Below are 24,363 nucleotides of genomic sequence, written 5' to 3'. Positions count from 1 at the left end.
TTAATCACTCTCCCCAAAGATTTTTCTTAAAGAATCTTTTATGCAGGCCTCAAATGTAGACACTATTCTTTCGTGACCTTTATCTAACCAGCTATATAACTTTTCGAAATTTATGGACTCTGTTTTCCCACTAAAATATGTAAGATCGAGTATTATAGAAAAATCTTCCGTACTATTCATCTGTAATCTTAAAATATCCTTATCGTCCTCAAAAGGAATCTGGACTCCCAAAATAAAGGAGGAATAATCGGGTGGTAAACCTTCTCCTAAATATGGATAAAAATTAAAATAGTCCTTTAACTCTACAGTATCAGATTCAAATCTAATTTCATTAATGTAGCGAAGTAGTGTTCTTTCGATTCCGACTGGTTCAGCAACACTTATATAGACATTAAGTATTTGGTCAACTAATTTTAAATAATCATCCCAATTAGTATATGGTATTAGTGAATTAATAATTAAATGATGAGGACCAATTTGTATAATTACTTTTTCGTCTTCGCTGCTTAGTTGTAATCGCTCAGAAATCCTAAGGTTTTGTTCAATTCCTTCATTAGATATACCTATTTCCAACTCTTTCCCTTGAACTTTTTTAGGATATTGCCCCTTTATTCCCTCGTAAATAAGCCCAGGAATTGTTGAGTCCCAAGGAGAAGTAGAATCAAATTTAAATTCACAAATCACTTCTTTCACAGGTGGATTTTTATAATATTTCCTTTCCATAAAAAAACCCCCAATTTTATGTACGTAAACGATTATAACAGTTTTTTTCTAAACAAAACAAGAAATCAGTTATTATTTTTTATTATTTCTATATTCAAAAGAAAAAAACCTTTAAATAATAAAATAAAAAAAGACACCTACACAGGTGCCTCTTCCTTGTACACTTCAATTCGCAATATGAATGCCAGCTTATAAAAAGCCCGTGCTCTCAATCGATAGTACTTGCTTTCACTCATTCCCATCTCATTGTAAAGTTCATAATCATACATTTCCTCATCGCTCAAGTATCGCTTGATGATCAGCTCCCGTTCTCTCGGACTAAGCCGATTCACGCCGCGTCTAATCCATTCCATATATTTATCTCGTTCGCGTTCAAAATCCACCTTGTCAATCACTGCTGTTTCTGTAGATGAATGAAAAGCATTGGTGTGAGCAGGAGGAACAAGTGAATATGTCGCTGTCACCTTTGGTAATTGTTCTTCTGGAACCGTCAGGAGATAAAAGCGATATTTCTCCAGTGCTGCTTCTACTCGTTTTTTCGTTTCCTCTCGATCGATTTCAGGCAACTGGAAAGTCATTTGTTTCATCTTGCTACCTCCTTAAAAATAATGAAAAAGGACACTAAACAACAGGTTCAATCTGTTATTTAGTGTCCTCCCGCTTTCGGTATCAGACCCTCAATATTTAATCGTTATTTAAATAATCTTTTATATTTACGATATTATCTGTTTCAACTTTTACTGGAGCCAACAATCCAGGTTTGAGGTTTAACAAGGTTTCTACTTCTTTAGGTTGCAGAGATATGTTATATTCCCTTTTTAGTTTTTTGATTATGTCATACCCTGACAGTATATTATTATCAATAAGCAGCTCAATTGCTTTTTTCATTGCCACTGGAGAAGCTGATTTTATTGTATCATCTAATGGCTCTTTTTTTCTCCAGTTTTGTTGGCTGATTTTTCTTTGAAGATATTGATACTGACTTTGATTGATTGCTCCGATTTTATAAGCTCTAACAGTCATGGCTGATACAGATACTTTCCATTTTCGTTTTAGATATAGATAGTTGTCTAAATCAACCGGATGGTCAACAATGTCCCTTGCAAACGCATCTTTTGGGAGTAAAAAGGCTGCTGCAAACTCATTTGCTTCACGTTCTATGTCCCGAAAATGATCCTTATCTACTTCTGAAAGATCTAAATAAGGGTCGTGAAGAATAATATGCCCTAATTCATGCGCTGCATCAAACTGTCTCCTAACAGCCGAGCCTTTATCGTCTCCAAGAATAATGAAATAATAATCTTTACCATCAAATTCCTGTTTTTGACTAAAAGCATCAATACCAGGAGTGTTTGTCATTGATGTTGTAACAATAAATCCCTTTTTCTCTAACAACCTAACCATATTTGGAATGGGTTCATCAGAAAGTCCCCAATATTCCCTCAGTTGTTTACTCACATATTCAATGTCGTTTAAATGAGATTCATCAATTTCAGGTATATCTAGCTCAGGAAAATCTACATATTTTTCTAAAAGATGTCGAATGGAAAAAAGAAGTTTAATCCGATAAGTCTGCATCAACTGATCTTTTTTGCTCGTGGAAAAAAGAGACCTAAAATAAGTATTACCTACCTTAGGTTTTATTAGATCTTCTTCAAAGAAATAATCTTTTGGAAAATCAAGTACATCGACTATGCATAATAGTGTCTCAAATGTCGGCACAGACTTATTATTTTCGTATTTTGAAATCATTTGTTTACTTACACCAATTTTCTCAGCCAATTCCGAAATAGTTAATCCTCGATAAATACGTGCAAATTTTAATCTCTCTCCATTAAAATTATTATTTTTTAGCATTTTTACTCCTCCTAAGAGAAGTTCCTAGTTTAACCCTTTTCCTTCTCTTGTTGTTCTTTGTCCTCTGTTTTTGGGCTAACTACTTCTTCATAGTCACCTTTATTAACAAATTCTTCCTCAACATCAGGTTTAAGTTTAACAAGATCGTCTACTTCATTTTCATCATCATCAAAGTCCCAATCACTAAAGTTGATATAAGATTTGTCGTATTCAACGTTAATCAATTCGCTCCAGTCCTCTTGATAAATAATATTCATATTCGGCGACAATAACGTTGCCTTAACCGACTGGACTTCACCTTTAAACTGATTAAATGTTATTATCACATACTTTTCAACTTTGCCATAATATATACCTAACATATCCCTTAAAATTTTCTCAACTGCTTTTAGCCAGTCACTATCCTCTTCCAGTGGTAGTAGTTCTAGTTGCTGTTCAACATTGGACATGTCAATGTCTAATTCTTCGACATCTGTATTTATAGTGACTAATGCATCAACATAGTGAATAGACGACCGATTTTTTCTTTCTTCAATGAGTTGATCTAACCTTTTATCTTTCATAAATGAGTACAAATATTTACTTTCAAGATCATAAACAAGAATGAAAGACCATGGCCCTCTTCTGCACTTAATGCAGATGATGTTTTCATTTTTTAATTGCTTATAGATTCTCGTATATATAAAATCCCAGGTTAAAAAATGTACACTGTTAAAGAACTCTAAATAGTGAGTTGCCATTATTTCTTTTACATCGTTTTGAACAGCATCTGATAACAGACTTACAATCTGGTGTTTAACATCGTTATCCACTGGAATATAGTAACTGGACATAGTATCACCTCTATTCTAAAGATGATACCATTTTACATATTTTATTAAAAAAAGTCAACCAAAGTACTGTTTTATTTAAAATAATTCACCTGTAGTTACATCATATTTAGTAATTTTCCCATCTACTACTTTAATAACTATACTTCCGTATTTTGGTAACTCCAATTCTTTCATTTTTCCATCAGAAATCATAACTATCTTTGAATTACTTTCAACGCTTATATTCATTTGCTCTACAAGAGAATCCACATCAATTTTTTTTAATCCCATAAGATTCCTCCCAGCCTTATTTCCATACTTTCTGTTAAACTTGTGAATCCACTTTACTTTATTCCAAAGAAGATAAGAATTGTTTTCATGGGGAGCAGAAAAACTGCTCCCTTTGGTTTACTTCACAGCTCTAAGAACTCTTTTCTCTTCACGCTCAATATCGTCCAACGACATCTGATAATCGGCTTCACGAACTGCTGCAGCAAACTTTTCGATTCCGGTATCCCATAACCCGTGGCGCTTGATAACATCCGAAAACTCCTCAACGTCATGTTCTCTGATGGACCAGCTATCTGATTCATTTTTGTCTTCGTAAATCGTAATCCACTCTTTTGTCTCTGGATCAACATCTTTAAAGCTCTTACGAGAGAAATGACATAACTCATGATCGACGAGAGCGACACGTTGTTCATGCTTCATAGCATTCCAAGCCTCAGCATTGATGAACACAAAAAGCATTTTTCCAGTTACATATCTTTCAAACGCCGTGCATTTTTTTGCCTTTCCAGCCCAATCGCTTGCACCTTCACGGAAGTAGTAGCCAATGACATCTTTTGCATCTTGAAGATGAGGATGATACTTGTCGATGATATCCTCAGCAATTTCTCTTACTTCTGTTGCTTCTTTAAAAAATGCTCCTGCCATATTGATAACCTCCTAGATTAATAGAGTTTGTTGCTGCTCCTCTAAAGGAACAATGGTGATTTCCACCCGTGGTGTTTCGCTGTACCATTTGGAAATATGTAGGTCTACTACTTGGCTGTCGTCCTTCCAAATGACGTTTTTAAGAGCGTCCTTTACGCCTTTGACGTAGTTATCCACGTCTGGCTTGCTTGTTGGTCGCAGTTGGCCGGCTTCGGCTGCTGCTTTTTTCTTTTTGCTAAAGCTTTTCAATGTAGGCTTGTACACCTTAACGACAAGGGAGATAGGTCCCTCGAGCAATTTTTCTGGACGGTGCTCGGAAGCTACTAATCTAACGTAATCTTTGAAATCGCTCGATTTTTTCGGGTCATACATTCGGATATGGCCGTTGACCGTAGTTGCCCGTGGTCGCCCTTGAGCGACAGGCTCGCCATAGACAGTAAATTGAATCATCATGATTTAACCCTCTCCATCACTAGCACATGACGCAATGTGTAGTAGTCCAAATCATAGATGGATTGACCTTGATGTTCGGTAATTCCCATGTCTAACAGCTGGCGGATAACAATCTGTCGCTTAAGTTCTTGGCTAAACTGTATCTTCATGCCGTGACATCTCCCTTCCGATTTTGCATCTCACTTCGATATACATCCGTTCCAGTTCACCTAGATGTAACTCATAAAGCTGTCTGCCATCTTTCGCCTCGTAAACCTCATGGTCGATAAGGTAATCGATCAGATACTGCTTCCGTTTTGCAACGGCTTCTTTTGGAACTGACATTATCAGCACACCTCCTGTTTCAATCGTTCTTTTGCTTCCTGAATTCGTCGGCGTAGAGCCGCCATTTCTTGTTTGAATGCTGCCTTTTGTTCCGAAGTTAATGGCTGTGGTTCAAATAGATACATACCCGCGCCTAAATACGTCGCATTTGTCTCTTCAATCCGTTTGTTTACCTCGTGCATGATTCAACCCCCCACTTTATTTCGTCCGGTAGCTTTCGCCCTCGACAGCGTATAAATGGTTTTTCGCCATTCCAAAAAGCCGGTCAGCCGCGGCAAAGCCAATTTTGTCCTCTAGCGTGTCCGCGTCTTCGTTTGAATTAAAAATGATCGGCTTTTGCATTTTGTACCGCTCGTTAATTATGCGGTAGTACAACCCCTCGCGCGTTTCTGTGTGTTTTAACTTTCCTAATTCATCCCAAACTAAAACGTCTGCCCAATGGATCGCCGTGTATAGTAACTTGTTGAATTGTTCGCCGTCGTCGTTGAAACGCTTTGCCGCGCTCAAATCCTCTATGAAAGTATCGGATATACATAACACACGACAACCTCGCATATGGCCGTTTTCATCCGGTACTTTGGCGTTATAAATCAACCATTTCGCCGCTGCCATTTGTAAGTGTGTTTTGCCTAATCCGTAGTTATTGTGCTGCTGTCTAACCCTATTTCGTTCTCCCGGCGGTAAAGCTTTTATTTTTGCCTCGCCGTATGTTGCAATAAAACCTATGCTGTTATGCTTGCTGTTCCGTATACTGCTAAACTCCTTTAGGTAGTTAACCATGGCGTTATAAAGAAGCCGCTGAAATGGTTTTTCTCGCTCGTAATTATCAAAGCGCGCGTTTATAAATTCTTCCGGGATCATTGCGTTTTTTAAACGAGCCGCTAACGCTTTGCGTTCAAAACATTCGCATTTAACGGCTATGTCTGTAAATAATGGCTCCCCTGTTTTTGGGTGTTTCTTTTGTTCCCCTGTTTCCGGGTTTATGTCCGGTACTCGTTTAATAATATGGCCTTGGTCTTTGCATCTTGGACAATCATATTGTTTTAATAAATGGTCGTTTTCCTGGCTCGATGTTTGGGACTGTTCGGTCTTTTTCACTGCCTTCTTTTGTAGGTCTGCTAACACCTCGGCGATGCTTGTGAACCGTGTCGTCACTGGTTATTCCCTCTCCTTTTTGACCAAAATAACGATCCAGAATGACCTTTTCTAAATAGGTGAAACTTCGAATGTAATCTAACCGATGCTTTGGTTTGTACTCATCGAAAATTTCATCAATGTATTTCAGAATGATGTCTATAGGGATGTTGTCACCTAACAATCTATGAATGGCTAATTCATCATCAGGAGACAAATCAAAACCATGTGCTCTTCTTTGAATGAATTTGTTAGCTATTAACTGAAAATGATTCATTCTATCTTCCTCTTCTTCTTTAATATTTTTTATATCTTTTATATCTTTATTAGATGGGACATTTTCGTCCCATCTCTTGGACAAATTTGTCCCTTCTCTTTGTTCAGATAGGACATTTTTGTCCCTTCTCTCGCCGTGAGATGGGACATATTTGTCCTCTCTCTCATCGGCAGGTGTGCCATTTTTGGCACTTCTCTTTTTAGAGATAAATTTCTTCGATTTTCGAACTTTGTAAATCTCTCCATACGGAGCACGAACCGTTTCGATGTAACCTTCATCTTTTAAACGCGCAAGATTCCTTTTTGCATTCCGTTCACTTTCACCGAGTTCGGCAGCAATTTCTGCAAGTTTCACAGGTTTGCCACCGAGTACGATGCCCCAAGTTTCACCTTCCTCCTGTACCTCCTTTGTGACTTTAGAAACGAGCCATAAAAACTCCCAAATTGCTGGTCCGATTCTTTCTCTATGCTGTGAAGTTAATAATCCTGAATAAACAGGGAAATAAAAACTTTCGGGCATCGTATCACCTCGGCTTTCCTATTTCTTGACGCATATGACAAACGAACCTTCTACCCTCACCGGCTTGAGGCCGGGATGACTGCTTTTGATATATCCCTTGATGTACTCTATGTAGAGTTTCTTGTTGCCGGCAGCCATCCATTTGTAGCAGTGTGGAATGACAACTCGGTATTCCATCATTCGATGTTAAAGCTCTCCTGTTCAAATTCATCGAATGAGAATTGAAGATTTTCTGGATCAAATGTTTCTTGCTTTTGTGCAGAGGACTGTCTATTTTGGTGCTCCATGTCAATAAACTTTGACAGAGCTACAAGTTGCTGGAGCGTTAGCTCATTCGGCTTTTTATTATTGAAATGTTTAGCTGTCAATTGATTTAAATCGTTTGTAGTCATGTTATATCTCTGCATTTGTTGCTTAATTTCATCTTGCTTTTTCTTTAATTCCGCAGCCATATCAACTACTTCACCTTCATTTACTTCAATACGACCTACGTCTGGTGTAATATCAATTCGTTGCCGTGGTTCATAAGAAGCTGTTGCATCTAATGTGTTTCCAGACACAGGCTCGTCTTCCGCAATTTCAATGCCATATTGAAGTTTTGCGGCACGTTTCATGAGATGCTTTTTAAACATGTCATTGAACCACTCTTTCCACATATGAGCATTTCGTCCTTTTAACATATGCTCGACCTCATTGGTTTCCATGATAACGACTACATCATCAAATCCTTCCCGTTTCGCAATTGCATAGCCGCCTATCACTTTCCCTCGAGGAAAACCGATTTCATGTGTAATTTCTTTAGTTTTCGCATTGAATTTGAATTCATCATTTTCATGAACAAGCTGGCAGTCTATGCCTTTATAGCCTTCTGTCCGACGTGCTAAATAAAGGATTCCTTCAACAGCGATTTGAATGCTCATTGTCGGACCTTCTTTACCGTTATAAACAATGCAATGAATATGATTTAGAAACGGATTCAGTCCCGAGTTGACGCAAGTTTGAACAAACAGCGCAAACTGTTCATTAGTTGTTCCACGCGCAATTGTAGCTTTTAACGTATCTAGTTCTGTTTGAGTGAAATTGCCAACTACAGCTTGAGTATTGACTGGAGCTAATTGTGTTTGTTTACTCATTTACAACTTCCTCCTTCAACGAAACTGTTTTAATTTCAAAATCTGTATCAACAACCCGTGCAACAATAAGTTGTCCGGATGGTTTAGTGAAAGAAAGAATGCTTTCCGCATTGTCTACAAACGTCGGGGCAATAACGCCAGACTGCTTACTAAGAACCTCAATCAATTCAAGACCGCATTTGATTTTTTCGGCCGTTGATAGTTTGCTATATGGTTTGCCGTCCATTTCGATTTCGAATGTATCTCTAAGCTCTCCATTTTTTTGTTCCTCATAAAGACGAACAGAAATTTTTTCAAACAGCTTGTCCACTTTTTGGACCATGAGCTCTGCTTGTTTGGAACGGAATTCTTTAACCGCATCGATTAACGAGAGAGAATCATTTCGTTCTTGGCGAATGACTTCAAGCTGTTGTTTAGCTAACTCAATCTCTTGTTTTAACTGTTCAATTTGTGAGTGCTGCTGAATTTTTCCTTTCAATTCAAGAATCCGTGCATCAATTTCCGTCGTATCAATCGGCTGTACTTCAACAACCGGCATCTGTTTTAGTTGCTCCACCAAAGCGTTGTATTTCTCAACCATCCGTTTGCCGATTTCTACTTCTTTTTTCAAACGAGCTGCCTTGTTTGCTTTCACCTTTTCGATTGCTTCTTCATTCAACGGCTGACCGCATGTATGGCAATTCTCTTGTATTGTCTCTGCTTGAATTTGCGCAGCAATCTCTTTCTGGTGAAGAATATTTTGTTTTACCATTTCAATGTCTTTTTCTAAGCCAGCACGTTTGAGTTGAATCTCACGCTGCGGAAGTAAATCCTCATCAATTTTGAAACGTTTTTCTTGTAGAGACTTTAGCTCAGCTTGCAGGGCAGAAATATCGGAAATGCTGTCCCCGAACTTTTCTAATTGCTCTGTAAGAGTTCTGACGCGTTCACTCGCTCTCACGTATTCGGTATCTCGTTTGCGATAGCGTTCACGATGAATTTTCTCTACATCATCAAGAGAATGCTTTTTTAGCTGTTCTTCTAAACTTTTGGCACTCACCTTACTCATAGCAGCAAGAACTTCTTTATTGAGTGGCTCACTCACATATTGAAGCAGTTGTTTACGTTGTTCCTGCCAATGTTGTGTAAAGAAATAAGTTGGATTGAACAAAGACAGGAATAAATCCTTATCAAACAGAGAAGCTACTAGCTCGTTAAATCTCGTTGCTTTTTCCGGAACTTCGTTGATGTAATACTTTGCCGTTTTCTTTTGGGAACGACCGAGAAGAATTTGCTTATCATCCACTTGCAAAAGTAACTCGACTTTCGTTTCTGTATCATCTTTACCGATCGGCTTCGGTTCCAGTTTGTTTCCCATGATGTCCGTTCCATAAAGTAACCAAGTGATAGCATCACCGATTGAAGACTTACCAACACCGTTGCGACCTTGGATATTTGTGATATCGCTAAACTCGATTTCCAACGCTGCGTGATTTTTAAAATTTTCTAATGTCAGCTTTTTAAAGGTAATCACCATTGCACATTAATCTCCTCTCCATTGATTTCATGAGGTGATTCCTGTACTATGTAGGTATAACTTACTCTCTAAAAGGAATCACCTTCCTAAAACGTCTCACTCCCCACAGTGAGACGTTTTTTCATTCCGCTGGTATCTGTCTCACGGAGTTCGTATAACGATGCACCAACGTCAACATTCCGCCATTTCTTTTGGAGACCAGCCAGTTGCTAGGGTTCAATCTGTACTTTTCGATCAACTCCTTTTCTCTCCGAGTTGGGCGCTTGCCTTGTTTCATCGATTCACCACCTTTTCTAGTAATTTAGGTGATGTGCTAGTGCACATCGTCAAAGGCGAGAACGCTGATGACCGGGGGATGGAGTCAGCGCAACGTTCCCACCCTTGACGACAGGCACTAGGCCTATCGTGCTTGATGAACGATTCAAGCAATGATACAATGGATCTGTAGGCTTTGATTGAGTTCTAGTTGATGACGGCTAGTGTTGGGGCACTTGCCGTTTTTCCTTTTTGCCGCAATGCTGCTTTCATGCATCGACGACGAATAGAAACGATTTTTTTCATATGCCGAATCCAGCGTGCATCGTCGTGTAATCCATATGCTTTGCAATATTCTTCGACTAGAATCAACCAGACTTCTTCATCTATCAATCTGTGATACTCGTAAATGGATGGATTAACATAGTTTGGTTGAAACATTATTTATTCCCCTTTCTCTTTTGACTTTTCTTCTTTTTGAAGAACTTTTGCTTTTGTCGTTTTCTTCGTAACCGTTCATGCTTAATTAATTTTTTGAATCGCTTATATCGCTTATTCACTTGTTTTCGTGTCATAAGGTGAGGATGAAATACATCGACTAATTCCCCATTAATTCTGTATGTCTGCCTACCGTAAGCCCAATAATCCTCATATCCGCAATCGCAATATACCCCGCGTTCTACACAACCTATATACTCTTCTGAGTAATAGTGACTAGTTACCGCTTGGTTACATACCGGACAACGTTCTTCCGGCTCGATATAGTAAAAGTAAAATGGGTCGTTTGTGCATCGCTTTATTTGCCGTTTCCGCAATGTTTTCATTGTCCATTGTCCTTTCTCACAACAAGCATGATATCTATCCCGCGTTCTTCCAGCGTTTTGACGATCTGTACTAATTGGTCATGCTCCTCTTTCCTTCTGATGAGCTCGTCCAAGTCGTGTTTGCATCGAAGGAATTCCTTCGCCCAGCGCTCGGCTTCGTCGATTCTCTCCATTATTGCTGCGGATAAAGCGCGATGTAGACTTGTTCGACAACATCTCTTCAATTCAAGAGCCATCTGTTCGTCTTTCGGAAGGACGTTCATTGTGCGATCGCCTCCATTTCCTTTTTCAGACGATCGATAATATACATCTGACCTTTAGGAGTTACTCGCATTGTTAACCACGTAAAAACTCCTTTTTCATTCTCTTTGACACCTTGCGAAACTTCGAAATAACCACGATTCATGTACTCCTGCTTCGGTTCGTTCCGGTTTTTAAAAACTAATCCCCAGTCTCGAAGTTTTTGCCACAGCTGTCTTTCTCCGATTTTTATGCCTTGTTTTGTGCAAAGTTTCGCTACTTCGCGTACCAATAAACTCTTCTCTGATTTCATGCACGTCTCGGCAAAGGTGACTAAAGGTTTTTGTTCCTCTACTTTTTGTTCAGCTGCTAAACGTTTTTGGCGCTCATCTTTCAGCGCAGTTAGCAACCCTATCATGAAATCCGGGTCTTGGATGGAACGTTCCAGTACATCTTCGGTCATATATGCACCATGTTTACGGATGGAAGGAAGAACTTCTGATGTTACCCAACGTTTGAATCGTTTCGCCTTTTCCTTGATCTCTGGATTATTACCTTGTTTAGCTGCGCCGAAAATTAAGCTGTAAAGTCCAGATTCATTAATGAACTTTTTGTTTTGTTTCCTACCTAATGAGTCGATGATTGGATGGACCGTCGAGTCATCCTCGTCAACATGATTCGTAATGGCTTTGTGCGGATCGGAAAACGATAATGCCTTTGCTGCCTCTACTCCACCAAACCATTCAACACCTTCAACAATCACTACTGGCAACTCACCGAACATCGGATGATTAAAAACTTGAATGTTACTCATCGTTTCACTCTCCCTTGCGATATATAATTTAGATTTGCTTAAAAAATGTATCTGTCTAAATTCGCCCTTGATATGTGACCAACACCTCCTCTGTTAGCGCGATGTATCCACATAACTATATGACGTTACTGAACTTTTCGCGCAGTTTCTTCGAAAAATTTTTTCACGACGCATTCACTATATAATACAGTCGAAAATTCATTTTCGCGCAGCGCTTGGCTAAATTTTTTGAATAACATTTGATAATTATCATTCATTCACGCTCTCACCATAGACATCGCTCCAATCACCGATTTAGTTGCAATTTTTTTACGATGCTGTCTAATTTGTTCCTTTCAATATAGTTATCTCTGCGAGAGAATAAATAGTTGCAACAATTTATTGTTTATTTTTCTCCCTCCTCTTCATCACGAATTAAATCGAACTTTGCGCCGCACAATAATCGTTAGGCACGATTTTTATTTGCGGTTGCACTTTTTTGCTTTTCTTCTGCCAAAATACGCGGTACAGATGTTTCTAAAAAGAAGTTCAGGATTTTTTTTAGAGTCTCTTTTGAAGGTTGGTTTACTTTCTTCATTGCTCCCGTCTCCTTAAGATGCGTTTTCTTGTTTCGTTTTCGAAACTTGAGGGTCAATAAAAAATTCGTCAGCACTAATACCTAAAGTCATGCAAATCAACCGAACCTCGCTTAACGAGAAATCACCCCCAGTGCCATTTAGATTTTGGTTGATCGCATAACGTGATTTATTTAGTAGCTTTGCAAGATCAACCTGTGTCATGCCAATTTCATTTAAGTACGCCTTTAACTTCGTATAAGGAGCATGTCTTCTCTTTACCTTTTTCATGCTGTTTCCTCCTTTCTGTTTCGAAATCGAAACTAACATCTGACTAAAATATATCATCTATAGGTTTCGAAATCAACTACTTTATTTAAAATTTTTACAAAAAATATAGCGGTATCGAAACCGAAATGGTATAATCTGTTTAGATACATCTAAACACGATTAGAAGAAGGTGAATAAAATGGGATATTCGTTTGGTAAAAAATTAAAATCGTTGAGAACATCAATGAATTTAACGCAAGAGGGGTTAGCTAAAGCCCTCAATACCAAATACGGTACAAATTTTAATAAGGGAATGATTTCGAAATGGGAGAACGATAAAGAGGAGCCTAGAATCGACTCTGTGCGCTACATAGCAGACTTTTTTAATGTGTCATTAGATGAAATTCTGGGATTAAAGGATAACGAAGTAAACATATATGAAGTGGTAGAGAATGATTTTTCAAACATTGTAACCCTTCCTATCGTTGGAACAATCGCTGCTGGACAACCTATACTAGCTGCTCAAAATATTGAAGGATATATGCCAATCCTTTCTTCATTTCTTAATAGACACAAGGAATATTTTTATTTAAAGGTAAAAGGAGACAGTATGAATTTAGAGTTCCCAGACGGTTCTTATGTTCTTGTGGAAAGAACTAGCGAAGTAGAAAATGGTTCAATCGCCGTCGTATTAGTAAACGGCCATGAAGCCACAGTAAAAAAAGTGTCGATAAACAAGAATATTATCACTCTTATTCCGATGAGTAACGATCCATCTTATCAGCCGCAAATATATGACATCACAAGAGATGAAGTTAAAATTATTGGCAAAGTTATACAAGCTGTAAAAATTTATTAGAAAGGAGAAATAAAATGACAGTAGGTATTTACATTCGTGTCAGTACAGAAGAACAAGCAAAAGAAGGTTATTCCATCTCTGCTCAACGCGAAAAACTGAAAGCATACTGTGAAATCCAAGATTGGCATGACTATCGTTTTTATGTCGATGAAGGGATTTCTGCCAAAGATATGAATCGACCGCAATTACTGCAAATGATTCAGCATATCAAAGAAGGACTCATTGACACTGTTCTTGTATATCGTCTAGACCGTCTCACTCGCTCAGTTATGGACTTATACAAACTCCTAGAAATATTCGAAAAATACAACTGTACGTTCAAGTCTGCGACAGAAGTGTATGACACCTCTACAGCTATAGGGCGATTATTCATTACTCTTGTTGCTGCGATGGCACAATGGGAACGCGAAAACATGGGAGAGCGTATCCGTTTAGGTTTCCAAGAAAAGGTAAGGCAAGGTAAATATGCTCAAAATCAACGTCCTTTTGGCTATAATCTCGATCTTAAAACGGGTACTCTAACTATCAATGAAGAAGAAGCTAAAGTTGTTCGGCTTATTGTAGACTTATATTTAAAAAAAGGCTATGGAGCCAACCGTATTTGTAAATATCTCAACGAAAGAAATATAAAGACACGTGATGGTAACGCTTGGAACGATAAGCCACTTATGCAATTGTTAAAAAATCCTTTATATACAGGTACTATCCGCTGGGGACTTGATTATGAGAAACCTATGCTTGTCGAAGGGGCTGTTCCAGCTATTATCGATAAGCAAACGTTTGAGGAAATTCAAAGAACAATCGAAAAAAGAAGAGGATTATCACCGCGTAGCGTGGCCAGCGATTATATTTTCTCTGGAGTATTTAAATGTAGCGTGTGTGGTCATCCTATGGTTGGATTCATGACATACCAAACCTTAGCTACTGGGGAACGTGTTACTTATAAAAATTATAGATGCTTACGTAAGAAAACAGGAGAATGCAAAGGAATAAAAAATGTTTCCGAAAGAAAATTAGAAAAAGCTTTCTTAGACTACCTAAAAAAAATAGACTTTTCTCCCGTGCTTGAAGAAACAGCCGCAAGTGGAGAAGAAAAATTAAACAAAACAGACCACATTGATATTGAAGAACTAAAAAAAGAACTTGATAAAATTGAAAAGCGAAAAAAGAAATGGCAATATGCATGGGCTAACGAAATGATGAGTGACGATGAGTTTAGAGAGAGAATGAACGAGGAGCGAGAACTTGAGTCAAAAATAAAAAAGCAACTAGAAGAATTTGAGGTGCCGCAAGAGATAACAACCGATAAAACTGAATTATATTCTTTCCTTCAGGATATGGAAAGAAACTGGAGTAAACTAAGCACATCGGAAAAGAAAAGTTTAGTACAGCTAGTTGTAAAGCAAATCCATGTTGCGTTTAATGAAAAAGGGGAAGTGTATATCGATCATATCGATTTTTACTGAGTCTTTTTTATGTAGTACCATAACCTTTCAGCCTTTAAAACTTGAGCCATAATAACAACAACTTCGTTCAATAATATCAATCGGCCTCATTTTTACGATATATTCCCCGTCTTCCTCGATAACCTTCGAATAACGCTGCTCATGAAAACGGTAGGGTAAAATAGCCATTGTGTAGCGGCTGATAATAAATTCGTCCAGCACAATAAATTCATTAACTTTCATGACGCATTCTCTCCCTTTATTAAACTTATACGTTTCCATCATATCATTAATAGTTATTTTTTTCTATATTTTCAAAAAAATAATAAGTGATTTTCGAAATGAAAATCACTTATGAATTGTGAAACGCTTGACCAATTTCTTCTTCTGCTAAATATTCATTCGCCTGTTCAACCGCCGTATGCTCTCCGATCGAATCGCCGGCATATGCTTCTTCGTTCAAAAAGATTTGATGAAAATGGAAATCCGTACTCATTCTCATCTCAGGATTTAAGACGGAATCAAGCGGCAATTCTCTTTCCTCTTTTCCTTTTTCCATATCGGCACCTCCTGTTCTTATGATGTGCCGGATTTTCCAAAACATGCAAATAAATCAGGACATTTTTATAATCTCCTAAGAAATATTTAAAAAACGAAAAAAGAAGAAATTTTTTAATCAAAACCTATGGGACGAAGCGATACGTAGAAAATTCTGAGAGGACAAGTCAAGAAAAGAAGAAACTCTTGAAGAAGCTTTACGTCAGGAAATCCAAGAAAAACCAGGATTACACGTAACATTTCACGTCGCTGTGAGATGGAAGAAGGAGCGTTTTCATTTCAACGTACTAAAATCCAATAACTGAAGATAATATTAACCCGTGGTGCTAGATAAAATCAAACAAGCATAAAAAATAGCTCTTGCCTGGCGAATCTCCTGTAGAATGAAAGTGCGACCTACCATTCGAAAGGAGAATCCCCATGCAAGAGCACTTTCATTTTACTACAGATCGTGTCAAACTTCAAAAACAATATGCATCGATTTTGCTTTTTGTATCGGCTCAACTATCGAGTATCCAGATTCCTCTTCAACGTCGAAATCGTCATTTGTTGAAACAGAAAGACGAAGTCATCATCACCATCCATGTCCTTGGAAAGTTGTTGGGCTTCACTTCCGAACGGGCTTGGCATCGGTTTGTGATTGGGAATTTGTTTCCCAAGGACTTGTTCCCTGAGCGTTCTCGGTACAACCGTCGCTGCCGAGCGCTTAGCTTTGCGATCAAGTGGATTCGGCACCAGCTGGCCAAGCGTGGGCAACACCATGCGTATGCGGTCGTGGACAGCTTGCCGATCGAGCTGTGTCATTCAGCTCGAATGCATCGCGTCAAACGATTCCGTGGAATTGCCGATATTGGCTATTGTGCTTCCAAAAGGATCACTTTCTATGGGTGGAAACTTCACCTGCAGGTCACCGACCAAGGGCTTCCGATGGGATATGTTGTCACCGAAGCGTCTTGTCACGACCGGGTGGCCGCTGAAACCGTCATGACGCAAATTCCACATCCGTATAACCTCGGTGACAAAGGGTATATCAGCCAAAAGCTGCAAAAGAAGCTGTACGAAGAGCACCGAGTCGCTTTTTGGACGCCCGTTCGAAAAAATCAGCGAATTCGCCAATCGGACGCATGGAAACAGTGGATGAAGCGAAAACGTAAAGTGGTGGAAACCGTGTTTTCGATTTTAGTCGATTCGTATCGGATCACCGAGATTCGAGCGAACTCGGTTTCTGGATTTGAAACGGCACTGGATGGTATTTTACTGACTTACTCGCTTGTTGTTCTTGGGCTAGTTGAGCGTTAAGACTCAACTAGCACCACGGGTAATATTAATCAATTCATCACTTATCCTCATTTCAAAAATCGAGTGCTTGATGCGCTGAACCCTCAATTACTTCCACATGAAGCCTTTCGCCTGCAACCTTATGAAATGCTGACAAGATTTGAAGTAAAGTAAAAGGGCTCGCTTGTTTCTCGAGCCCTTTTTGCCAGTCTATATCAAATCCCCCATGTTCCCCTTAAAACTGTTGTCTGTTTATGAATTATGCCGTTGTAAATTGTTCTTCTTCCGTAGAACCTTTTAAAGCAACAGTTGACGATTGTCCGCCGGAAATGACTTGTGCCACTTCATCAAAGTAACCTGTACCGACTTCGCGTTGATGCCTTGTTGCAGTGTAGCCGTATTTTTCCGCAGCAAATTCGGCTTGTTGCAGCTCAGCGTAAGCGGCCATGCCGCGCTCTTTATATCCGCGTGCCAACTCAAACATGCTGTAGTTCAACGTATGGAATCCAGCTAATGTGATAAATTGGAATTTATAACCCATTTTCCCAAGTTCTATTTGGAATTTCGCAATTGTTTCGTCATCTAATTTTTTCTTCCAGTTAAATGACGGCGAGCAGTTGTAGGCAAGAAGTTTGCCAGGAAATTTCTCATGAATCGCTTCAGCAAATCGGCGCGCATCTTCTAAGTTCGGTTCACTTGTTTCACACCAAATCAAATCAGCATACGGCGCATACGCTAAGCCGCGAGCAATCGCTTGGTCAAGCCCTGCTCTTGTACGATAGAATCCTTCCGGCGTACGCTCACCGGTAATAAATTTGCGGTCGCGCGGATCGATGTCGCTTGTAATTAAATCAGCGGCATCCGCATCAGTACGGGCGATTAAGACGGTCGGTACCCCCATCACGTCAGCGGCAAGCCGTGCAGCAATTAAGTTACGTATTGCTGTTTGCGTTGGCAATAACACTTTGCCACCTAAATGACCGCACTTTTTCTCTGAAGATAATTGGTCCTCAAAGTGAACGCCCGCTGCTCCTGCTTCAATCATCGCTTTCATCAGTTCGAATACGTTCAACTGTCCGCCAAATCCCGCCTCCGCATCGGCGACGATCGGCACAAAATAATCAACATCGCCACTTCCTTCTACATGCTGAATTTGGTCAGCGCGCTGCAACGCTTGATTAATTCGCTTGACGACATTCGGCACGCTGTTCGCCGGATATAAACTTTGGTCAGGATACATTTGACCAGCAAGATTCGCGTCAGCCGCCACTTGCCATCCGCTTAAGTAAATCGCCTTCAATCCTGCTTTCACTTGTTGAACGGCTTGATTGCCCGTTAATGCACCTAAGGCATTGATATAATCTTCTGTATTTAATAGCTCCCAAAGTTTCTCTGCACCTCGGCGTGCAAGCGTATATTCGATGTCAATCGAACCGCGCAGCTTAATGACATCCTCTGCTGTATAAGGGCGTACAATCCCTTTCCAACGCTCATCCCTTTGCCAGCTTTCTTCTAATTGTTTTACTCTTTCATCACGTGTCATTTTCATTTCCCCCTTTTATGATTTACAAAAATTCATCCCCCGGAATCGCTAAGCATTCGGTAAATTCACCATCTAACACAAGTTTTTCAAACAGCTTGTCGCTTCTTTAATTGCGGAGCCATGTGAGATAGCTAAAAATATAATCCCAGCGCCCGCAGTTCCCCGGCGGAATGCTCACGAAGCCCATATAAAATTTCATCCGCTCCCAATGCAGCAAGAATCGTCTCGATTAACACGGCGCTTTCATCGTTCCAAAAGCGCGTTTCTAAATCAATTTCCATTTTTGTCAGGTAAAAACATTGATCTGAACCATTTGGGCGTCATGGTAAAATAAAGCCCAAAATCAAATAAGCTCGCAGAAATTAGCTGACCGTCCAACTTCACATGTTTTTCTTCAAGATGACAGCCGCGCGGACGAACTTTCAATACAGCGATGTCATCTTTCAATTCGTATTTTTTACCGTCTGGAGATTCATAGATGATGGTGCGATTGACTGTGTCTCGCAAATCGATTTTGTCCTTCGATGCAGGTTTCCCAAGTTGGAGAGTTTGCGTCTTCAAAATCCGCCATAAATACTTTTGCTCCGGAGTTTAATGCACTGATGATCATTTTTCTGTCGACTAAATCGGTAATTTCAACACGGCGGTCTAATAAATCTTGAGGAAGTGAAACTACTGTCCAGTTGCTGTTGCGAATATGCGCCGTTTCCGGCAAAAAGCCTAGCAATTTTCCGGCGTCAATTTCCTGTTGTCACTCTTTTCTTCGTTCTAACAGTTACCCTCTTCGTTCTCCGAAATTACTCTCTAATTTTTTCAATAAACTCAAGCGCATCCGCTGTTAAAACCGGCTCCTACCGCTCCTTCATGGGTCATTGACATGAAGCCCTAACATTAGCGTCTCCATATTTCCCCGCCCCTCTTGTTATAATACAAAAATTGAAAAATCTATTTTTATTATATAACAGAGTTTCTGAAAATAAAACTGTTTTTTTAAAAATTTCAAAAAATAAGCAGAAAGGGAATCCTTTCTGCTTCGGACTTATCGATGTTATTGAGACTTGGAAGACTGTACATGCTGTAAAAAGACGATTCGCTCCAAAATTGTCGGATGTGTATAGCGAAACAGCTTCACTATATACGGCGGGTTCACTTGGCTTAGCCCCGCTTTCGTCAACTTTTGAAACGAGGAAACCGCCGCCTCTGTATCCCCCGTCAGCTCAATTGCATATTTGTCAGCGGCATGTTCTTCGTACCTTGATACCGCATTGACTAAAGGGCTGACCGAAAAGTTCAGCAGCGAAATAATCAGCAAAAATAATGGAAGTGATGCGATATCTCTCATTTTCTTGATTCGCAAGTGCGCTCCCCACCTTGCAATGACCCACTTCATCAACCAGTTTGCAACGAGCAGCCCAAAAAAAGTGAGAACGATATACCCAGCAACTCCCCAATATACATGTTTCATCACGTAATGTCCCATTTCGTGCGCCATAATAAATAACACTTCATCTTCCTGCAATCGCTTTAATGTCGTGTCCCATAACACGATGCGCGAATGAGAGCCAATACCGGTGACATAGGCGTTTAACGCATTCGTTTTTTCTGACATATTCACTTCAAATACATGTTTCGCAGGGATATGCGCTTCTTGTGCTAACGTTAAAATTTTCGCCTCTAGCGCTTTATCTTTTAGCGGATAAAAATCGTTATATAACGGGTCGATGACAACCGGCTGTATGAACATGAAAAAAATCGTAAACGGTACAGATAACCCCCATGCATACAACCACCACCGTTTTTCAAAACGACGAATGAGCCCATACAACACTGTTACAATGAAAAACGTGAGCACATAATTCACGAAAAAATCGATCAGCTCATCTCTTAGCCAACTAGAGACCGGCTGTGTGCTGATGTCATACGCTCGTGAAATGCGATAGCTCACAAAATCAAGCGGTAGCGTCAGGGCCATAACGATAAGCGATAGCCAAAATACATAAAGCGCGACTTGAAGAACAAACAGCTTCGTCGCACGCGTAGCGCATGTTTGCAACACCTTTGATACCCCTAATCCTAGCACTCCAAAATAAACGAGCCAGTCATAAGGAACGGATACAAAAAATAAAAAATTTTTGAGTTGTGAATATTGCTCGCTTAACAGCTGTTCCCTCGGCGTTAAAAACGTCGCCGGATCCGCGCTTGTCCCTTTCCATTCCGGCGGAATCGACGTATCGGCAAACGAAAATAAATACCATGCCATCCCTACACAATACAAAACATAAATAGCGACAGCCCAACCTATGATCTTTTTCACAAAATCCCCCCTTTTATATGGACAATGCTACTATTTAGTGTAATCAAATTTGTGTCAATTAGAACGCTAAAGAAAATTCACAAATAAAATTCGTACGTGCTTTTATTTTCTTGTATGATAAAAAATAAGGAGAGTGATTTGTTTGAAAAAAATATATTTGACATTAATCAGCTTATTTATTATTTGTGTCGGTGCCGGCATTTTATATCTTACCGTCTATCGCCAGGCAAAGATGGAGCTCCCTCGTGATATCACAATGGAAACAGCTTGGGGAGATGAATACCGTTTTAGCGAAATGAAACCGAAAGTGCGGCTTCTCGAATTTATTTATACGAATTGTCCAGATATTTGCCCAAACACGACCTTTCAAATGAAAAAAGTTCGCGATAAACTAGAGAACCAGCACGTTTTTGGCAACAAGGTCGAATTTATCACTATTACCATTGATCCAAAACGGGATACAGCGGAAAAATTACAAGCGTATGCGAAAACATTCGGCGTTGATAAAGGAGATCAAGGATGGATTTTCCTTCGTGGAAGTGAAGATGATACGAAAAAACTTGCTGACACATTTAACTTTCAATATCGTGACCCGGGAAACGGCATGATCATCCATACGACGTCGACCTATTTGTTAGATGAAAACAATCATGTCATCAAACAATTTGGCATGGGGGAAAAAGGCTTTCGACAACAGGACGTATATGAAGCAATTATGAATAAAATAAAGTAAACCACCGAAACATCGGTGGTTTTTATATCAAAATCGCATATATACTTAAAACGGCAACCGAAGTCAGTACAACAAGAATGACGTTGGCACCCAGCCACGCTGCAACAAATGCGCTAAGAAATCCAAGAATGCCAAACCAAATATCTTCATGAATGAAAAAAATGCCCGGAACTATAAGTGCTCCTAATGTGGCATACGGAACGTTTTTTAAGACGCCTTGCAAAAACGGCGGCAGTTTCACATTATGAAACACAACAAGCGGAAGCATGCGCGGAATATACGTCACAATCCCCATACCAATGATCATCCAAACAATTGTGCTATGCATGACGTTCCGCCTCGCTTTCCTTATCAAAAAATTGTACAATGACGGCTGCTAACACTGTTGCGATAACAATCGCCCAGCCTTTTGACACATGAAACACAAGCAGGCATACCGAGTTAAGAATAGCTGCCGTTCCTGCAAGCCAAATCGTTTTTCGTTGTTTTTTCAATGCCGGCACTAGCAAACCGATAAACATCGCATAAAGCGCAACCGACATGCTTTCTTGCAAACTTTGTGGCAAACTCGCTCCAACAAGATGACCGATGCCCGAGCTAATCACCCAGCTTCCGTAAGAAACGGCAATGAGCCCAAACATGTAAGAAGTCGTGACCGTTCCTTCTTTTGTCGCGGCAACAGAAAACGTTTCATCAGTAATGCCAAACGCATAAAGCGCTTTTTTCCATAACACATCTGGCTCTACTTTTTCGTTAAGCGATGCAGACATGAGGAAATGACGAATGTTTAAAATAAACGTCGTTAAAACTATTTCAAAAGCTCCTGTACCGAGAGAAAGCAAGTTTAAGGAAATATACTGGGATGCCCCCGCATAAACGATTACACTCATTAATACCGTCTCAAATAAACTTAACCCCGTCGTTTTCGCCAGCAATCCAAACGTAAGCGCGATCGGCATATACCCGATAGCAATGCTCGCTCCTGCCTGAACCCCTTGTCGAAAATGCGATGATTTCCTCGCTGCAAGTGTTGTTTCCACCTGTTTTCCCCCCTGTTCTTTGCAGTCACTTATTTTTATTTTCATAAAATTTCATCAAATTTTCAAATAAAAAATGACAAAACAGACTATTCCGCAAAAACATAGGCTGTTGTGATGTCAATTTTCGTTCTTCATTGTACAGTAGTGTTCTTTCCTCTTTTAGTTGGGAAAAACCAGGATTTAGAGAACACTCTATTTCTCAGCTGCTTCTACGGAAATATGTTGAAATGCTTTCACATCAAATAATCCTTTGTCGGTGATTTTTAACTCCGGAATGACTGGAAGTGCTAAAAATGCTAAGGTGACAAATGGGTTAAATTGTTGAGATGCTCCAATGTCACTCAGCGCTTTGTTTAATTCCTTTAGCTGCTTATAAACGGTTTGGTAACCGCTAGAAGACATTAATCCCCCAATTTCAAGTGGCAAGGAAGCAAGTACTATCCCATTTTTTACGATGACGAGTCCGCCTCCGATTTCATTTAAATAATTGGCAGCTGCGGCTAGGTCAGCATCGTTTGTCCCGACAGCAATGATGTTGTGTGAATCGTGAGCAACGGATGAGGCAATGGCGCCACATTTTATTCCAAACCCTTTTACTATCCCTACACCGATGTGGCCTAACCGTTTATGTCTTTCAACGACAATAAGCTTTAATATGTCTTTTTCAATCGATGGAACAAACACACCATTTTCTACATCTACGTTTTCGATGATATGCTTTGTATGCAAATTGTTTGGTATCACTTGAATGACATGAGCTGTACGCCCTTTTGTAAAATGAATTTGTATATCGTCTGCGGTAATTTTCGGTGCATTCATTGAATGGAACAATTTCTCATCAATTTTCGTTACTTTGTTTTGTTGGTTCAATACATATGCCCCATTTTCCGCCACAAGCACTCCTGCTTTATAAACATGGGTAATGTTCATCGTTTCAAGGTCATCCAGCAACAAAAAATCTGCATCGTATCCCGGAGCAATCGCCCCTTTTGTATGTAATTGATAGCACTGTGCAGCATTAATCGTCGCCATCTGTATCGCTGTAACCGGATCAATCCCGTTTTGAATCGCCAAGCGAACGTTATAATCAATGCTTCCCTCGCTCAACAAATCATCGACATGCTTGTCGTCAGTACAAAACAAAAAGCGACGTGACGTTTGAGGATTCACAGCCGGGATTAATCGTTCTAAATCTTTCGCCACCGTTCCTTGCCGAAGCAACACATACATTCCACGTCTCACCCGATCGAGTGCTTCTTCTGCGTTTACACATTCATGATCCGTCTTAATTTGTGCGCTTGTATAAACATTAATGGCATCCACATTTAATCCAGCAGCATGGCCGTCAACTCGATTGGTATATCGGAACGTAGTCACGAGCTTGTCAATGATATGCGAATCTCCCTGTAAAAGAGCTGGATAATCCATTACCTCCGCTAATCCTATGACTCTAGGGTGAGAAAACAGCGGCTCTAAATCCTTTGCTGTCAATGCAGCTCCAGCATGTTCAAAAGGAGTAGAAGGAACACAAGATGGAAGCATAACATATACATCTAATGGTACATGTTCGGAATCGTCTAACATAAACTGAATACCGTCTATGCCAGCCACATTCGCGATTTCATGCGGATCCGTAATCACCGTCGTCACTCCATGTGGTACAACCACTTTTGCAAATTCGCTCGGCCTTACCATCGCTGATTCGATATGAACATGGCCGTCAATCAATCCGGGACAAATGTACTTTCCATTCGCATCAATCGTAATTTTGCCTTCGTACTTGCCAATTCCTGCGATTACTCCATCGACAATAGCGATATCTTCTTCAATGATTTCATGCGTAAAGACATTAACGATTTTTCCATTTTTAACAACGATATCGGCTTGTTCTTTTTTGGACGCAACAGCGATCCGCTTGATAAGTGAATGTTTCTTCATACTAGATCTCCTTT

The 24,363-nt window shown here is 39.7% G+C and carries 31 protein-coding genes and 2 pseudogenes; 4 read left to right on the top strand and 29 right to left on the bottom strand.

Annotated elements, in window-relative coordinates; all coding sequences use genetic code 11:
- The 21 genes from ISX45_RS00890 to ISX45_RS00805 all read right to left on the bottom strand — a co-directional run bounded on the left by ISX45_RS00890 (window position 1) and on the right by ISX45_RS00805 (window position 12,662).
- Entirely contained in the window at window positions 1-723 is a 723-nt protein-coding gene (locus ISX45_RS00890) for a TIGR04255 family protein (protein ID WP_194519749.1), read from the bottom strand.
- A 137-nt stretch (window positions 724-860) separates the two neighbouring features.
- The gene (locus tag ISX45_RS00885) at window positions 861-1,310 is read right to left on the bottom strand and encodes an ArpU family phage packaging/lysis transcriptional regulator (RefSeq protein ID WP_194519748.1); all 450 of its coding nucleotides are present in this window, start codon (window positions 1,308-1,310) and stop codon (window positions 861-863) included.
- 97 nt (window positions 1,311-1,407) lie between these two features.
- Window positions 1,408-2,580, bottom strand: a complete 1,173-nt coding sequence (locus tag ISX45_RS00880; protein ID WP_194519747.1) for a helix-turn-helix domain-containing protein — start codon at window positions 2,578-2,580, stop codon at window positions 1,408-1,410.
- A gap of 29 nt (window positions 2,581-2,609) precedes the next feature.
- Complete coding sequence (locus ISX45_RS00875) at window positions 2,610-3,413, bottom strand: DUF5986 family protein (RefSeq protein WP_194519746.1); 804 nt, start codon at window positions 3,411-3,413, stop codon at window positions 2,610-2,612.
- 75 nt (window positions 3,414-3,488) lie between these two features.
- Window positions 3,489-3,683 carry an XtrA/YqaO family protein gene (locus ISX45_RS00870; protein ID WP_194519745.1) on the bottom strand — a complete coding sequence of 65 codons (195 nt, stop codon included), beginning with the start codon at window positions 3,681-3,683 and terminating at the stop codon, window positions 3,489-3,491.
- A gap of 117 nt (window positions 3,684-3,800) precedes the next feature.
- Window positions 3,801-4,328 (bottom strand): putative metallopeptidase, encoded by a 528-nt coding sequence (locus ISX45_RS00865; protein ID WP_194519744.1) that lies wholly within the window; start codon window positions 4,326-4,328, stop codon window positions 3,801-3,803.
- 12 nt (window positions 4,329-4,340) lie between these two features.
- The gene (locus tag ISX45_RS00860; protein ID WP_194520585.1) at window positions 4,341-4,778 is read right to left on the bottom strand and encodes a RusA family crossover junction endodeoxyribonuclease; all 438 of its coding nucleotides are present in this window, start codon (window positions 4,776-4,778) and stop codon (window positions 4,341-4,343) included.
- A gap of 135 nt (window positions 4,779-4,913) precedes the next feature.
- Window positions 4,914-5,105 carry a Fur-regulated basic protein FbpA gene (locus ISX45_RS00855; protein ID WP_194519743.1) on the bottom strand — a complete coding sequence of 64 codons (192 nt, stop codon included), beginning with the start codon at window positions 5,103-5,105 and terminating at the stop codon, window positions 4,914-4,916.
- Window positions 5,106-5,107: 2 nt separating this feature from the next.
- Window positions 5,108-5,287 (bottom strand): DUF5320 domain-containing protein, encoded by a 180-nt coding sequence (locus tag ISX45_RS00850; RefSeq protein ID WP_194519742.1) that lies wholly within the window; start codon window positions 5,285-5,287, stop codon window positions 5,108-5,110.
- A gap of 16 nt (window positions 5,288-5,303) precedes the next feature.
- Entirely contained in the window at window positions 5,304-6,203 is a 900-nt protein-coding gene (locus ISX45_RS00845) for a DnaA ATPase domain-containing protein (RefSeq protein ID WP_228485686.1), read from the bottom strand.
- Window positions 6,139-7,035 (bottom strand): helix-turn-helix domain-containing protein, encoded by an 897-nt coding sequence (locus ISX45_RS00840; RefSeq protein ID WP_194519741.1) that lies wholly within the window; start codon window positions 7,033-7,035, stop codon window positions 6,139-6,141. Before ISX45_RS00840 ends, ISX45_RS00845 begins: the two co-directional genes overlap by 65 nt.
- Window positions 7,036-7,211: 176 nt before the next feature.
- Window positions 7,212-8,168, bottom strand: coding sequence for a RecT family recombinase (locus ISX45_RS00835; protein ID WP_194519740.1), 957 nt, complete (start codon window positions 8,166-8,168; stop codon window positions 7,212-7,214).
- Window positions 8,161-9,684, bottom strand: coding sequence for an SMC family ATPase (locus tag ISX45_RS00830; protein WP_194519739.1), 1,524 nt, complete (start codon window positions 9,682-9,684; stop codon window positions 8,161-8,163). The genes ISX45_RS00835 and ISX45_RS00830 overlap by 8 nt, the downstream gene beginning before the upstream one ends.
- A 121-nt stretch (window positions 9,685-9,805) precedes the next feature.
- Window positions 9,806-9,961, bottom strand: coding sequence for a DUF6906 family protein (locus ISX45_RS20145; RefSeq protein WP_407649682.1), 156 nt, complete (start codon window positions 9,959-9,961; stop codon window positions 9,806-9,808).
- A 185-nt stretch (window positions 9,962-10,146) separates the two neighbouring features.
- A complete protein-coding gene (locus tag ISX45_RS00825) occupies window positions 10,147-10,380 on the bottom strand; it encodes a hypothetical protein (RefSeq protein WP_194519738.1) in 234 nt (77 codons plus the stop codon).
- The gene (locus ISX45_RS00820; protein WP_194519737.1) at window positions 10,380-10,763 is read right to left on the bottom strand and encodes a hypothetical protein; all 384 of its coding nucleotides are present in this window, start codon (window positions 10,761-10,763) and stop codon (window positions 10,380-10,382) included. The genes ISX45_RS00825 and ISX45_RS00820 overlap by 1 nt, the downstream gene beginning before the upstream one ends.
- Window positions 10,760-11,026 (bottom strand): hypothetical protein, encoded by a 267-nt coding sequence (locus ISX45_RS00815; RefSeq protein ID WP_194519736.1) that lies wholly within the window; start codon window positions 11,024-11,026, stop codon window positions 10,760-10,762. The genes ISX45_RS00820 and ISX45_RS00815 overlap by 4 nt, the downstream gene beginning before the upstream one ends.
- Window positions 11,023-11,817: a phage antirepressor KilAC domain-containing protein gene (locus ISX45_RS00810; protein WP_194519735.1), complete on the bottom strand. Its 795-nt coding sequence runs from the start codon at window positions 11,815-11,817 to the stop codon at window positions 11,023-11,025. The genes ISX45_RS00815 and ISX45_RS00810 overlap by 4 nt, the downstream gene beginning before the upstream one ends.
- A 125-nt stretch (window positions 11,818-11,942) precedes the next feature.
- On the bottom strand, window positions 11,943-12,074 hold the full coding sequence (locus tag ISX45_RS19830; RefSeq protein WP_267240191.1) for a hypothetical protein: 132 nt from the start codon (window positions 12,072-12,074) through the stop codon (window positions 11,943-11,945).
- Between the two features lie 188 nt (window positions 12,075-12,262).
- Window positions 12,263-12,394 carry a hypothetical protein gene (locus tag ISX45_RS19825; protein ID WP_267240190.1) on the bottom strand — a complete coding sequence of 44 codons (132 nt, stop codon included), beginning with the start codon at window positions 12,392-12,394 and terminating at the stop codon, window positions 12,263-12,265.
- A 13-nt stretch (window positions 12,395-12,407) separates the two neighbouring features.
- Window positions 12,408-12,662: a helix-turn-helix transcriptional regulator gene (locus tag ISX45_RS00805; RefSeq protein ID WP_194519734.1), complete on the bottom strand. Its 255-nt coding sequence runs from the start codon at window positions 12,660-12,662 to the stop codon at window positions 12,408-12,410.
- Window positions 12,663-12,840: 178 nt separating this feature from the next.
- Between ISX45_RS00805 and ISX45_RS00800 the strand changes: the two genes are divergently transcribed.
- Together ISX45_RS00800 and ISX45_RS00795 are read left to right on the top strand one after the other, a co-directional pair.
- Window positions 12,841-13,500, top strand: a complete 660-nt coding sequence (locus tag ISX45_RS00800; protein WP_194519733.1) for a helix-turn-helix domain-containing protein — start codon at window positions 12,841-12,843, stop codon at window positions 13,498-13,500.
- Between the two features lie 14 nt (window positions 13,501-13,514).
- Window positions 13,515-14,966, top strand: a complete 1,452-nt coding sequence (locus tag ISX45_RS00795) for a recombinase family protein (RefSeq protein WP_194519732.1) — start codon at window positions 13,515-13,517, stop codon at window positions 14,964-14,966.
- Between the two features lie 30 nt (window positions 14,967-14,996).
- On the opposite strand, the pseudogene ISX45_RS00790 reads toward ISX45_RS00795, so the two are convergent.
- Together ISX45_RS00790 and ISX45_RS00785 are read right to left on the bottom strand one after the other, a co-directional pair.
- Window positions 14,997-15,188 (bottom strand): annotated as a pseudogene (locus ISX45_RS00790) (competence protein ComK); the annotation flags it as partial.
- A gap of 109 nt (window positions 15,189-15,297) precedes the next feature.
- Window positions 15,298-15,504, bottom strand: coding sequence for a hypothetical protein (locus ISX45_RS00785; protein WP_194519730.1), 207 nt, complete (start codon window positions 15,502-15,504; stop codon window positions 15,298-15,300).
- 419 nt (window positions 15,505-15,923) lie between these two features.
- On the opposite strand from ISX45_RS00785, the gene ISX45_RS00780 reads away from it, so the two are divergent.
- Window positions 15,924-16,802 carry an IS982 family transposase gene (locus ISX45_RS00780; RefSeq protein WP_194519340.1) on the top strand — a complete coding sequence of 293 codons (879 nt, stop codon included), beginning with the start codon at window positions 15,924-15,926 and terminating at the stop codon, window positions 16,800-16,802.
- A gap of 238 nt (window positions 16,803-17,040) precedes the next feature.
- Here ISX45_RS00780 and aceA read toward each other — a convergent pair whose 3' ends face one another.
- The 3 genes and pseudogenes from aceA to ISX45_RS00765 all read right to left on the bottom strand — a co-directional run bounded on the left by aceA (window position 17,041) and on the right by ISX45_RS00765 (window position 20,638).
- Window positions 17,041-18,324 carry an isocitrate lyase gene (gene aceA / locus ISX45_RS00775; protein WP_194519729.1) on the bottom strand — a complete coding sequence of 428 codons (1,284 nt, stop codon included), beginning with the start codon at window positions 18,322-18,324 and terminating at the stop codon, window positions 17,041-17,043.
- A 109-nt stretch (window positions 18,325-18,433) separates the two neighbouring features.
- Window positions 18,434-19,156 (bottom strand): annotated as a pseudogene (locus ISX45_RS00770) (malate synthase A); the annotation flags it as partial.
- A 216-nt stretch (window positions 19,157-19,372) separates the two neighbouring features.
- On the bottom strand, window positions 19,373-20,638 hold the full coding sequence (locus tag ISX45_RS00765; protein WP_181555700.1) for a M48 family metallopeptidase: 1,266 nt from the start codon (window positions 20,636-20,638) through the stop codon (window positions 19,373-19,375).
- A 142-nt stretch (window positions 20,639-20,780) separates the two neighbouring features.
- Here ISX45_RS00765 and ISX45_RS00760 point away from each other — a divergent pair, with 142 nt between their 5' ends.
- Window positions 20,781-21,371 (top strand): SCO family protein, encoded by a 591-nt coding sequence (locus tag ISX45_RS00760; protein WP_181555699.1) that lies wholly within the window; start codon window positions 20,781-20,783, stop codon window positions 21,369-21,371.
- Between the two features lie 22 nt (window positions 21,372-21,393).
- On the opposite strand, the gene ISX45_RS00755 is transcribed toward ISX45_RS00760, so the two are convergent.
- The 3 genes from ISX45_RS00755 to ade form a co-directional block, all read right to left on the bottom strand.
- On the bottom strand, window positions 21,394-21,699 hold the full coding sequence (locus tag ISX45_RS00755) for an AzlD domain-containing protein (protein ID WP_194519728.1): 306 nt from the start codon (window positions 21,697-21,699) through the stop codon (window positions 21,394-21,396).
- Entirely contained in the window at window positions 21,692-22,411 is a 720-nt protein-coding gene (locus ISX45_RS00750; RefSeq protein WP_194519727.1) for an AzlC family ABC transporter permease, read from the bottom strand. The genes ISX45_RS00755 and ISX45_RS00750 overlap by 8 nt, the downstream gene beginning before the upstream one ends.
- A gap of 192 nt (window positions 22,412-22,603) precedes the next feature.
- Window positions 22,604-24,349 carry an adenine deaminase gene (gene ade, locus ISX45_RS00745; protein WP_194519726.1) on the bottom strand — a complete coding sequence of 582 codons (1,746 nt, stop codon included), beginning with the start codon at window positions 24,347-24,349 and terminating at the stop codon, window positions 22,604-22,606.
- Window positions 24,350-24,363: the final 14 nt, after the last annotated feature.

Origin of the sequence: Thermaerobacillus caldiproteolyticus (genome assembly GCF_015326725.1) — a bacterium.
Taxonomy (GTDB): Bacteria; Bacillota; Bacilli; order Bacillales; family Anoxybacillaceae; genus Thermaerobacillus; species Thermaerobacillus caldiproteolyticus.
Note: the sequence above shows the minus strand (reverse complement) of the source record. Positions and strands in the feature narration are given on the sequence as shown.